Consider the following 11,376-nt stretch of genomic DNA (forward strand, 5'->3'; position numbering starts at 1 on the left):
TGTTATCCGGAGGTTTTTTATCGGCTTAGCTATCTTTAAAATTATAATGCTCTTTTAATAGTTTCAATTGCAGCTTTTCGATCCACTTGATTATAAATATCGGAACAGACTACTAATACATTGGCTCCTGCTTCAACACATAGTCTAGCCGTGTCTGTGTTTATACCACGTCCACCTCAAATTCAATTGATAGTCCACACAGCTTAATTATCTGTGAAAATTGTTCAATTTTCGGCAATACACTATTAATAAATTTTTGCCCGCCAATCCCGGATTCACTGTCATCAATAAGATCAAAACAATATCCTCAAGAATATGTTTAACTTGATTGACAGGTGTAGCAGGATTTAATACAACACCTGCTTTAATTCCATGTTGCTTAATTAATTGAATGGTACGATATAAATGAGGACATGCCTTAACATGATTAGAAATGATATCAGCACCTGCTTTTGCAAATGAAGGAATCTATTGATCCGCATTTTTAATCATTAAATGAACATCTAACGGTAATGCTGTGACAGGACGAATCGCTTCTACGATAAGAGGACCCATAGTGATATTCGGCACAAAGTGGCCATCCATTACATCAATATGAAGAAAACTCGGTACTCTTTTTTATCCCTTTTTCCTGCTATTGCCATCCCCACTCCACAAGAAAGTCCTTGTCCTAGTGACCCTGTTGAAATATCGATTCCCGGACACTTTTTCATATCTGGATGTCCTTGAAAAGGAGAACCGTACTCTCTTAACGTGTAGATCGTTTCATATGGGACATAACCAAGTAAAGCTAAGGCCGCATATTGGATAGGACAAACATGTCCTTTTGAAAGAACAAATCTGTCACGATCTTCCCAAGTAGGATTGTTTGGATCAATGTTCATTTCTTTAAAGTATAGAGCTGTCATTAGATCAGCTGCAGAAAGTGAACCTCCTGGATGACCTGATTGTGCCGTGTGAATCATGGTTATCGCTGTTTATCTCATTTCAATCGCTTTTTCTTTTAATTCTTCAATACTTATATGTTTCATGTCCGCCACCTCATTAATTTATGACTTGCAACTTTTAGATTCCAAATAAAGGGCTTACAATATTTTATTGATTGACTTGTCTACTAAGTTACCCTATATTTTTAGTATACCTTCAATCTTATATTTTTCACCTTGGATCTTATTTAAATTAATAACATTACCTTATTTTAAAAGCTGGTTTTGTTGAACGAGAACTGGAGATGCGATGTTGGAAGTATTATGTTTTAAGGTGTTAAGGAGCAAAAGTTGAGAAGAATCTAAAAGGGAGGTGATATAAAGATGGTAACTGTACAGACAGTTGATTATAAAAGGATTCGCATACCGGGTTTAAATAAACAGAAAAATAATAAGTAATTGAATTTTTTTAATATTGAAGATAATATGAACAGATATGTTATTAATTAAAAGGGAGGCATTTTTTCATGGGAGTAACATTTATAGGCAAGCCAGTAACATTAATCGGCAGTCAAGTGAAGGCAGGGGACAAAGCTCCAAACTTTATAGTATTAGCCAATGATTTATCTGAGGTAACATTAGAAAGTTCAAAGGGCCAGGTACGTTTAATCAGTGTGGTTCCTTCAATTGATACAGGGGTATGTGATGCACAAACGCGCCGTTTCAACGAAGAAGCAGCAAAGCTTGATAACGTAAAGGTTTTAACAGTTAGTGTAGATTTGCCTTTTGCTCAAGCGCGCTGGTGCGGCTCAAATGGGATTGAGAATGTCCAAACCCTTTCAGATCACCGAGATTTATCATTTGGTGAAGCATTCGGAGTAGCAATTAAAGAATTAAGACTACTAGCTCGCTCAGTATTTGTAATAGATTCTAATGACGTTGTAACATATACGGAGTATGTGAATGAAGTAACAGAACATCCAAACTATGAAGCGGCTATCGAAGCGGCAAAAGTGGCTTACTAATCAGATAATTCTCCAAACTAGAGTGTGATCTTAAAGAGGATGTGCCCAAAGAATACTTTAGGGCATATCCCTTTTCTTTTCTACTTCTCGTGCCCCACGTCTTCCCCATTCAATTCGAATATCATATGGAGATTGATTAAGCCACAATTAACTCATACTTTTCTTGTGCAGAATAAGCACTTTTTCCCATAGTAAAAAGCCCCCAATAAAGTAAAACAGATTTTTATTATTTAATCTGTCTACTTTATCGGGAGCATATCAAATCTTCTCCAAGCTCATTTTTTTACTATCCGCTATTCAATAAATAAACAGATTTTATAAATCACGTAATATAGCTAAATCAATTTAATAGATTTGTAGAAAAATAATAAAGTAACTTATTGTGAATTTAATCAACATACTGATTTAGTTAAAAACGCGGGTAAACTCCTATCCTTCATTTGAATAATTACTTTAAAATGGATAGTTTTAATGCCTCAAGATTTTTTTTCATAACATCTATATAATCCAGACCTTTTTCTTGCTCTTCTTTCGTTAATCCTTCTAATGGATTTAAAACTTCTGTTTTAGCACCTATTTCATTGGCTAATGTTTGAGCGACTTTTGAAGAAGTTAGCTCCTCAAAATAAATAACCTTTACATTTTTTTCTTTAGTTAATTCCGTTAATTCCGCCAATTTCCCTAATGGGCTTGATCACAGGGTTGCTGCTCTAATACGTCACATAAGTCTTAACAGGGATAGCGCCCGCAAAACGCGAATTTTGTACGCTAAGCAAATACTCCACCCAAAAAAGCCGATTTCCTGTACGTAAAAGGAATCGACTTTTTATTTGTCTTATTCAATTAAAGCGCCCGATAGTTGAATAACTTTCATATCTCAATTAACCCATATCACCAACATATGCTTGAGCAATTTCATTACGAATCCCGTAATTTATTAAATGTGGTATTATAGCTTTTGGATAAAAATCGTAGTTTGATAATCCTTTTAACGGTATCCATTCAAGAGCCACTTGTCCTGAATCAGTTTCAATTCCTTTACCAAAATCACTTTCATCTATTATGGTACAAGCGAAAAGATGAACAACAACATGAACATGAGAATCCCATTTGGCATGTTCGTGATTCTTTCCAATATATTCTGAAACCAACAAGAGTTCTTTTGCCTCTACATTAACTCCGGTTTCCTCTAAACATTCTCTTACAACTGCTTCTTTTAAAGTTTCTCCATGTTCTTGACCGCCGCCTGGTAAGATATACATAGTTTTGTTACTTTAAGCAATTTTTTTAACCGTCAATGTTTTTTTATTTTTTAACTGTTCAGCGTCTTGAGGGTGCTTAATTAAGTATTTTTTAAAGGCTAGATGTTTTTCTATATTTATGTACCGTTCTGATAAACATGAACATGGTGGGTCCTGTTACTCCCTCCCTTACTAAAGTATCGTCTTCCTTCAATACCTTGCTCCCCTCTAGGATCATAACCTATTTCGACCATTTGTTTATTGTATAAATCAATATTACTAATTTATTTTACAACAACCAATATATCGATAATCGGCTTAGCATATCCAATTTGTGGAACAGACGTGCTTCCTATATGATAAATATCAATTATTTCATCATAGAATATGCGTTTGATTTTTTCCGATTCAACATGATACAACTCATTCCACTTCTCAGTCCAAGCAACTACTTCTGTTTTTCGCATAATACCCCCCTAACCGATTACTTACTTATCAAAACGAAAACTAATTCCTTATTCTTTAATTCAACCAAAAGCGCCTTACCCCTTTCAAGAAGTAAAGCGCCCGATTATGGAAGATGATTTATATTTGTCTTATTGAAGTTAAGCACCTATTAGTTCAACAAAAACCTACCCTTAAATCCACTCTTTTCCATGTTCACGAATGAATTTAATATCGTTTTGATAATGTTGAAGATGCCCTTCATCTATCATCTTTTGAAAAGCATTGTCTCCTTCACTGGCTTTTCTTGTAATTGTTTTACATAACCCTTCTAATCGTAGCAATACCATTTCCAAATAATCTTCTTCTATTCCCTCACCGTAAGATTCAAAAAACAATCTAACCCTTTGTTTTATATGGTTTGCATGCTGTAATGATTTATAATAAACTTTCTCATCTGTTTCAGAAAGATAAAATCTACTTAAGGGAACGCAAGTATAAAGAGTATAAGCTATGTCCCAAAGTCTTGGACCAGGTCCAGCAACATCAAAATCAATAATACCTACTGGTCTTTCATGATTAAAAATAATGTTGTATATTGCAAAATCATTATGGCATAGTACCTCTAATTGTTGGGGGTGTTATTTATCGATTGCCAGCTATTATCAAATGAAAAATCACTCACAGAATCATGATAAAGCCGGAGCATTTTCGCTATTTCTATTAAGACATCATCAGACCACATATATTCTTTTAAAGGATAATTACCAGCTTCTCCTTCAATAAAGGATAATATCTCTCTTCCTTTTTCATCAATACCTAAAAACTTTGGTGCATAACTAAAACCTTTGTTCTCCAAATGCTTTAATAACTTATGAATTTTGTGACTATCTGGCTTTAATTCACGTCGCACAGTATCTCCCGAACGATAAACGTTAGAGACATTCCCTCCTGTTAGCATTTCTTCGTTTTCGTGGTTTGACATCTAAATATTCCTCCCTAATATGACTTTCTATATACCGTAAAACAAATCCTGTTTGTTCAACTGACCCTTTAATGGCATGACTTTAAATTCAAGATGTACCGTCTAATTTCCTTTCTTTCTCTAGAAAATGGCCCTAAAATGAAAAATGAGCGTTATCCTTGTTCTAGGATAGCGCCCGTTTGTGGAATAACTCTTAGATTTCCGGTTAGTTTTTGAGATATAAACTAAAAGACAGTAAGGGCTGTATGATTCCTTACTGTCTGCTCAATCGTTCAATCTCTGTTTCTACTTTGTAGACTCTTTTGTTTAATACTTCAGTTTTATCATCGATATGATCAACAATTTTATCTGTGTATAATCCTAAACTATCGACAAGATTCTTTTGTAATTTTTCTTGCCCAACTTCCAGTCTGTTCTGTCCTTGTTTCAATTCATTTATGTCAACGCGCATTTCTTTTAGTTCATTCAAAATTTGTTTTAAGATTTCTTCCACAAATTTCTCCCCCGTCCAATTGTTCTTGATCTTATTATACCATCCATTAATTATCTATAAAGTAAAATTGTAAAAAGTATTCAATTCAACAATATAGCACTAAATGCAAAATGAGCGCCTATCCTCAAGAATGGCGCCCGATTGCGGAACAAGAAAATTATTTTTCTTTTTAATTCCATTATATAAGCTTATTTAGTTACCATAAAATTCGTTAGTGGAAATTAAAACAGCCTTAGATCTTATAATTCCAAGGGCATTCAACATACCACACTGCAACAGTAACTATCTTTTCTTAATGGCAACATTTCTAATTCGTTTATAATCAGATTCCCATATACCATCTTTATATAAATCTGATTGTATCTTATTTTTTATTTTTCCGTAAATAGCCATTTTTTCTTACTTAGAGAACTCAGGGAAATTGTAATCCTCAAAACTATCTAACCAATGATTCAACCCCTTTTCTCCATCAGTTAATGGGATAGGTCTATCAAAATGATGAACATATGATACTCTAAATCCAGACTGTTCAAGTATAGTACTATATTCCCCTATACTTGGAAAATATGACCCGTGATGAATAGAGTTCCTTGGCATAGGCATAAAGGATAATTTTCAACACAATTTAAAGATGGTAAAGAGGACGTCCACCGCCAGGATAACACGGAAAAGAACCATCTCATATCCATCTGTCCAACAGCGAGGTTACAAAAGCTAGGCTTTTGGGACACACTCTTTTATGCGATTTTCTTTGTACTTAAATTTACTCTTGTTTTATTAATTCCCGTATGATTAATAATTAAACAAAACAGAGAGAGAATAGATAATAATGCAAAACTCAGAAAATAATCTCCAGTTATATCCTTTAAGAATCCCAGGGCAATTGGAGGAAAGAAACCTCCAATTCCTCCAACTGCGCCGACAATACCTGTTACCGCTCCTGTATTCCCTGATGAAACTTCAGGTACCATCTTGAAAACTGCACCATTTCCTATTCCCACCAAAATGGAGATAATCAAACAACTAATACTAAAGAAAATAAAATTTTCCTTTGTAAAAGCGATGAACAATCCACATAACAATACACCACTAAAGACAACGGTTAACAATTTATTTGCTCCAAACCGATCAGATAAATACCCACCAACTGGACGTATAAAGGTAGCCAATATAACGAATCCTGCTGTTTTTATTCCAGCATCAAGAGCTGTAATATGAAACAGGTCATGCAACAATGTAGGTAAATAAATACTAAAAGTTACAAAACAACCAAAGGTAAGGAAATAAAAAATGGATAAAAACCACGTTTCTTTAAATTTTAATACAGACAAAGATTCTATTAAAGTCTTGGTCTCACTTGGTCTTTGTGAATCTTGTGTTCCTATCCAGAAGGTAATGGACATAACCCCAATTGCAATAGCAAGGCTCCAAAACACCCAGGCCATACCGTATGAAGTAAAAATCATAGGAATCAAAAAACTAGCCACTGCTGATCCCAAATTTCCCATACCTGCAATTCCTAGAATTAAACCTTGTTTTTGTGGTGGATACAATCTAGAAACATAAGTAATTGAAACAGCAAACGTTGTTCCTGCCATGCCAATAAAAAATGCCCAGAACAACATCATGACATAAGAATGAGCAAATCCCGCTCCAACCATCGGTAATATAAGAAATAACATAGTCAAAGCATAGATTCTTCTGCCACCATATCGATCTGTTAAAATCCCCATTGGTATGCGCATCAAAGAACCCAACAAAACCGGAGTAGCAATAAGAATGCTTTTTTCGGTTGTACTTAAATGGTAAATTTCTTGAAGTGCCACAGCAATCGGTGCAAAGACCGACCAAACTGCAAATGAAACAATCATTGATATAGTTGATAAAACTAGTACTGATGTTTGACCCTCTGGTTTCATAATGTCAGCCCCTTGCATTTCTCTTGATGGTAAATGTTCTAGTTCTAAGATAATTATTTAAAACAAATCTGGTAATTTATATTTAATAGCATATAGTTCGAGCATAGATAAGTTTAGATCAGTTGTTGATTATTAAAGTGTTTGTATAAATATCCCTTATAAATTCTTTGATCATCATACTATCAATTCCAAACAAAGTAATAATTGTTGTCAGGTTTCCTTCCATACTTTTTTCGGTTTCTTTTAATTATAGATTCTTGTATAAAATCTCAAAGTGGATTAGTTATGTATAAATCTGGAGTATACCTATACAGTAAGATGGCATCTTGGGTATAATCTTCGGAATCTTGTAGAGATGATGGAAAAACGCGGCGTAACGATCGGACATACAACCATGACAACTTTGAGTTATACGAATACGAAGCACAACCGGATGACGCCTTCATTGTATAGTAATCAAAAGATTCCTAGTAAGTGGATGAAACAAAAGGTCAATGGATGTTTGATTTTTAGTTAAATGAATCAACAGAATTGAGATGGGGGGAGGCACTAACCTCTATTTATCCCCTTACACCACATCGTACGGGTCAGTATACTGCGGTTCCGATCTATGTCAAACGCTGTTGATCCATATCTTGTAGAAATAAGATAATCCAGCAGGCTTTCACTAGGGATTTGTGTAGTATAGGACTTTTGGCAATTTCCATTCCTTCTATAATCTTTAAGATAATTTTTAATCCAAGAGGAGTTGTTTAAAGAAATTGAAAGATTAAGTTGGACAAAATTAGATATGTCATAAAAATTATATAACATACATAAATGGAATAAATTAGCACGTCAGAACTCCTCACATAAAACTCAAAAGAGAGAGAATAGAGTGCTATTCTTAACTTAGAAATAGTAAACTAGCTTTGAAAAATAAGGAGGATGCATCATGAAAAAGCAAAAAAATATTAATCTGTTTACATTCTTAGTACTGGTTGGGAAAGTAATCTTTTCGAAAAATTTCAATGTCAGCCGGTAATAGTGGCAAAGGAGATTACCCGATTGGTTTTCCATCTGGATAAAAGTTCAAAGAAAGAGAAGTCCCTATTTCTGAAGAAAACACGCAGCCTTAAAGCTTTCAGGTTGGTAAAAGTAAAATGAGGGAATTTTTTAATAATTAGGGATCGTGGAAAGAAGAAATTTATATTAAATGTCAAAAAATTAATTTAAAACCCAGTTTTAGCAAGTGTTTTTATATAATGTCACACAAAATATAATGGAAAAGTAGTGTTTTAAGGTGATTTGTGACAGAGGCCGTAACAAGTGGGTTTCAATGATGGTACTGGAACATGTGAAATGATTAAAGGAATATAACGAAAGCCAAGATAACTTTCTAATAATTCCTTCCCATATTCAAGAAAATACCCTATACATAAAGAAAGAGCACAATTTTTATTCTAGAATTGCGCCCGATTGTGGAAGATCAAGGACTGTTGAAACTTTTTCGTACTTATTCAAAAATAGCCCCTGTTAGAAAAATAAGGGAGTTGCCTTAACAACTCCTAATACTTGTTATCTTATCTACTGAAGCTCTTCCAGAAGGTCATCGAGGCGGTCAAATTGTGAGGCCATTCCTTGGACTGCACCCATGTCCATTACCTGCTGAAGAGCCTCGATTGACGCGAATTGAGAACGCGTACTAAGTTTCGTCTTTCCTTCGTGTTCAATAAAATTCATCGTAATCAGCATCTCTGGCATTCCATCGACAGCATTACCTTCCTGATCTGCAAACACATCTGTATAGACAATCTTCTCAGGCGCAATAATCTCTTGATAGACAGCTTTCCCCCAAGATTCTTGGCAAAAAAACTCGTCTTGGTTCTCATCTGTGCAACGCATGCAATAATACCATACGCCGTTAGGCTTAAACTCAAATTTGCGATTTTCTGTTTGCCATCCTCTTGGTCCCCACCAGCTCGCCAAGCGCTCAGGCTCCGAAAATGCTTTAAATACGAGATCTCGTGGCGCGTTGAAGATTCGCTCTATGACAAGAACTCGCCCTTCTACGTTAGTTGTCATACTGTTTGTTACTTTGTTTTCGGACATTTCAATTCCTCCTACCATATTTTCGTAATAATTCGTCACTTCTTTTCCGTAGTAATCTTTTTCGTCACAATATCAGTCTTTTCCTTGCAATTCATCCAAATAATCATCCAAGCGATCGAATCTTTCATGCCAGACACTGTGGAAAGACTCCAGCCAATGATCTAGATCTTGGAATGGCTGCTGCCGTAGCTTGTAGATTCGCCGATTAGCAATTGCTTGCACCTCGACGAGCCCAGATTCACTAAGTACGCGGAGATGTTTGGAAGTTTGTGGTTGGAGAAGACTAAGTCGTTCGGCGATTTCCCCTACAGTGAGGGGGCCATCACGCAAAAGCTCAACTATGTGTAGTCGGTTGGGCTCGGCAAGTGCACTCAAAGTTGTTGTGATTTTGACGCCCATATTACCTTTCTCCTTTCACTCTCAATATAACCCACAAGGAATATTCTTGTAAGGGAATATTAAAAACTTATTTTGTTAAAAGAACTTTAACTAATCTGCCCCTTCGTTCAATAAGCCTAATTCCATTTAATGCCCTTTAATGGGAACATGATTGGCGAGTTTAAACATTTATTACTCCTGAAAAGGTCTATGATCGGTATGAAAAAAAGAAGTTGTTTAAGATAATGAATATTTCTAGTTGCATAATATTTATTCTCAGCAATTAAAGGCCCAGAAACTCATAAAATTTTCAAGAACTTTTTTATATATGTGAGAAAATTTATACTCAAAAATAAATATTTTATTAATTTATATGTATAAAAGAATAATAGCTTGGAAATCATAAAGATAAAGAAGCTAAATAAGGGGGTAAAATAGTGTCAAGAGAAAGCAAATTAACGTTGTCTGATTTTGTTAATAAAGATCGATTTGAACTAAACTCTTATCTTACCTATTTGATTTCAGTTATGGTCTTTAAACAAGGATATTTTTAATTCATCTCAAAATCTATTATTCTTTCAGTTTCTTAATCGTTAATCTATATCATTCTATCTTTAGACTGAGGTTTCAATGAGTTTACACTTTCAGATGTAAACACATTAGCTATAAATACCATGGAACTATCAAGCAAAATATTTGAATAGTCTGAAAACCATTAGTATAATAGAAAAAAGGTCAAGGAGTTGGTTTCCATGGAAAGGAATTTTCTTAATACACCACCACAACCTGAAGTAAACATCATGGATTCTGAATTTGCTGAAACGTTGTTAAACAAAGCCCTTCGTAATTTACGAAAAGAGCAAATCCTAAAAGAGATTGACCAGTCATTACAGGATCGAAACAAAGAAAAATTCCTACGACTAACAGAGGAATTGAAAAATATTTCTTAAAATGTTGTATTATATATCGAGATGATTTTGAAATGAAATTAACATAGTGAGGTATTATCGGTACTGAAAAAGGATCTTCGGCTGGAAGATCCTTTTAGCTGCTTGTTTAATTAAAACGCCCGATTGTTGAACTAGGAATTATTCTTAATAATCATCCACTCAGTAGTGAATAAAAAGTTTGATAAGAAAAGGAAAATGACAATTGCCTTTTTTAAATCACGGACATATAGAAAATACCCATTTACTTTATCACTGCCGTCGCACAAATGGTCACGGAATATTCTGTTTATAATTCTCTGCTCTAAAGAGAAAAAACGAAAACAGCTGAACAGAGACAGTATGCATCCAATTTTTTACTATATCCTTTGACTGGTGTAACAGCGCCTGATTGTTTGGGTTATGGCACGCTTTTCCCTTCGATTTTCCGGAGCCAGGTATGCGCGGACTTCCATAAGGAAGCCTTCAGATAGCGGCTGATCTGCAAGTAGGTTCGCTTGCTGTTCGTCCGCAATTGCGCAAGGACGTTCAGGCAGTAGACGATCAACGCAATGTACACCTGATTGTGTACACCCTGCTAACTTTGCGCGTAGAACTTCTTGATGTTCAAGTGCTGTTTCACCCATTTGAAGAACAGTTCGATGGCCCAGCGGGACTTGTACAGTTCAGCGATTTCGTCCGCGGATAAATCGAACCGGTTCGTGATCAGATTCAGCTGATTGCCTTTGGAATCCAGCACTTTCAAAAGACGGAACACGTTTTCTGACCGGTTCTGCGCAGTGCCGATCACAATCATTTCATCCGACATTACGACAGAGTCTTCCGGTAGTTCGAAGTGTTCGAGTGACCGTACGACTGCGTTCTTTTGCAGGCGGGAAACAAAGCAATAGCCCTCGTCCGTCATGCGGTCGAATCGCTCGTAATCCA

8 protein-coding genes and 6 pseudogenes are annotated in these 11,376 nt (G+C 35.3%); 3 read left to right on the forward strand and 11 right to left on the reverse strand.

Annotated features, from left to right (window positions below; all coding sequences use genetic code 11):
• Window positions 1-207: 207 nt before the first annotated feature.
• Window positions 208-585: pseudogene (locus tag J7E67_RS27870) on the reverse strand (ribulose-phosphate 3-epimerase).
• A gap of 14 nt (window positions 586-599) precedes the next feature.
• Window positions 600-971: pseudogene (locus J7E67_RS27875) on the reverse strand (transketolase); the annotation flags it as partial.
• A gap of 482 nt (window positions 972-1,453) precedes the next feature.
• On the opposite strand from J7E67_RS27875, the gene tpx reads away from it, so the two are divergent.
• Window positions 1,454-1,951 carry a thiol peroxidase gene (tpx, locus tag J7E67_RS27880; protein ID WP_214719007.1) on the forward strand — a complete coding sequence of 166 codons (498 nt, stop codon included), beginning with the start codon at window positions 1,454-1,456 and terminating at the stop codon, window positions 1,949-1,951.
• A 448-nt stretch (window positions 1,952-2,399) separates the two neighbouring features.
• Here the strand turns inward: tpx and J7E67_RS27885 are convergent.
• The 6 genes and pseudogenes from J7E67_RS27885 to J7E67_RS27915 all read right to left on the reverse strand — a co-directional run.
• Window positions 2,400-2,630: pseudogene (locus J7E67_RS27885) on the reverse strand (metal ABC transporter solute-binding protein, Zn/Mn family); the annotation flags it as partial.
• 202 nt (window positions 2,631-2,832) lie between these two features.
• Window positions 2,833-3,213: an NUDIX domain-containing protein gene (locus tag J7E67_RS27890; protein WP_214719020.1), complete on the reverse strand. Its 381-nt coding sequence runs from the start codon at window positions 3,211-3,213 to the stop codon at window positions 2,833-2,835.
• Window positions 3,214-3,329: 116 nt separating this feature from the next.
• Window positions 3,330-3,659 (reverse strand): annotated as a pseudogene (locus J7E67_RS31635) (GrpB family protein).
• A 171-nt stretch (window positions 3,660-3,830) separates the two neighbouring features.
• Window positions 3,831-4,621: pseudogene (locus J7E67_RS27905) on the reverse strand (phosphotransferase).
• 253 nt (window positions 4,622-4,874) lie between these two features.
• Window positions 4,875-5,114 carry a hypothetical protein gene (locus tag J7E67_RS27910; protein WP_214719010.1) on the reverse strand — a complete coding sequence of 80 codons (240 nt, stop codon included), beginning with the start codon at window positions 5,112-5,114 and terminating at the stop codon, window positions 4,875-4,877.
• A 737-nt stretch (window positions 5,115-5,851) separates the two neighbouring features.
• Complete coding sequence (locus J7E67_RS27915) at window positions 5,852-7,033, reverse strand: MFS transporter (RefSeq protein ID WP_214719011.1); 1,182 nt, start codon at window positions 7,031-7,033, stop codon at window positions 5,852-5,854.
• A gap of 355 nt (window positions 7,034-7,388) precedes the next feature.
• On the opposite strand from J7E67_RS27915, the gene J7E67_RS27920 reads away from it, so the two are divergent.
• Window positions 7,389-7,550, forward strand: coding sequence for a hypothetical protein (locus J7E67_RS27920; protein WP_214733253.1), 162 nt, complete (start codon window positions 7,389-7,391; stop codon window positions 7,548-7,550).
• A gap of 1,049 nt (window positions 7,551-8,599) precedes the next feature.
• Here J7E67_RS27920 and J7E67_RS27925 read toward each other — a convergent pair.
• The gene (locus J7E67_RS27925; RefSeq protein ID WP_214733255.1) at window positions 8,600-9,124 is read right to left on the reverse strand and encodes an SRPBCC domain-containing protein; all 525 of its coding nucleotides are present in this window, start codon (window positions 9,122-9,124) and stop codon (window positions 8,600-8,602) included.
• 72 nt (window positions 9,125-9,196) lie between these two features.
• Window positions 9,197-9,523: an ArsR/SmtB family transcription factor gene (locus J7E67_RS27930; RefSeq protein ID WP_214719012.1), complete on the reverse strand. Its 327-nt coding sequence runs from the start codon at window positions 9,521-9,523 to the stop codon at window positions 9,197-9,199.
• A gap of 731 nt (window positions 9,524-10,254) precedes the next feature.
• Between J7E67_RS27930 and J7E67_RS27935 the strand changes: the two genes are divergently transcribed.
• On the forward strand, window positions 10,255-10,452 hold the full coding sequence (locus tag J7E67_RS27935; protein WP_214733254.1) for an IDEAL domain-containing protein: 198 nt from the start codon (window positions 10,255-10,257) through the stop codon (window positions 10,450-10,452).
• 397 nt (window positions 10,453-10,849) lie between these two features.
• On the opposite strand, the pseudogene J7E67_RS27940 reads toward J7E67_RS27935, so the two are convergent.
• Window positions 10,850-11,376: pseudogene (locus tag J7E67_RS27940) on the reverse strand (IS4 family transposase); the annotation flags it as partial.

The sequence above is a fragment of the Bacillus sp. ISL-46 genome, assembly GCF_018613205.1.

Coding starts and splice junctions, on each gene's coding strand:
- J7E67_RS27915 (WP_214719011.1), bottom strand. CDS start 7,033: ATGAAACCAGAGGGTCAAACATCAGTACTAGTTTTATCAACTATATCA.
- tpx (WP_214719007.1), top strand. CDS start 1,454: ATGGGAGTAACATTTATAGGCAAGCCAGTAACATTAATCGGCAGTCAA.
- J7E67_RS27935 (WP_214733254.1), top strand. CDS start 10,255: ATGGAAAGGAATTTTCTTAATACACCACCACAACCTGAAGTAAACATC.
- J7E67_RS27930 (WP_214719012.1), bottom strand. CDS start 9,523: ATGGGCGTCAAAATCACAACAACTTTGAGTGCACTTGCCGAGCCCAAC.
- J7E67_RS27890 (WP_214719020.1), bottom strand. CDS start 3,213: ATGTATATCTTACCAGGCGGCGGTCAAGAACATGGAGAAACTTTAAAA.
- J7E67_RS27925 (WP_214733255.1), bottom strand. CDS start 9,124: ATGTCCGAAAACAAAGTAACAAACAGTATGACAACTAACGTAGAAGGG.
- J7E67_RS27920 (WP_214733253.1), top strand. CDS start 7,389: ATGATGGAAAAACGCGGCGTAACGATCGGACATACAACCATGACAACT.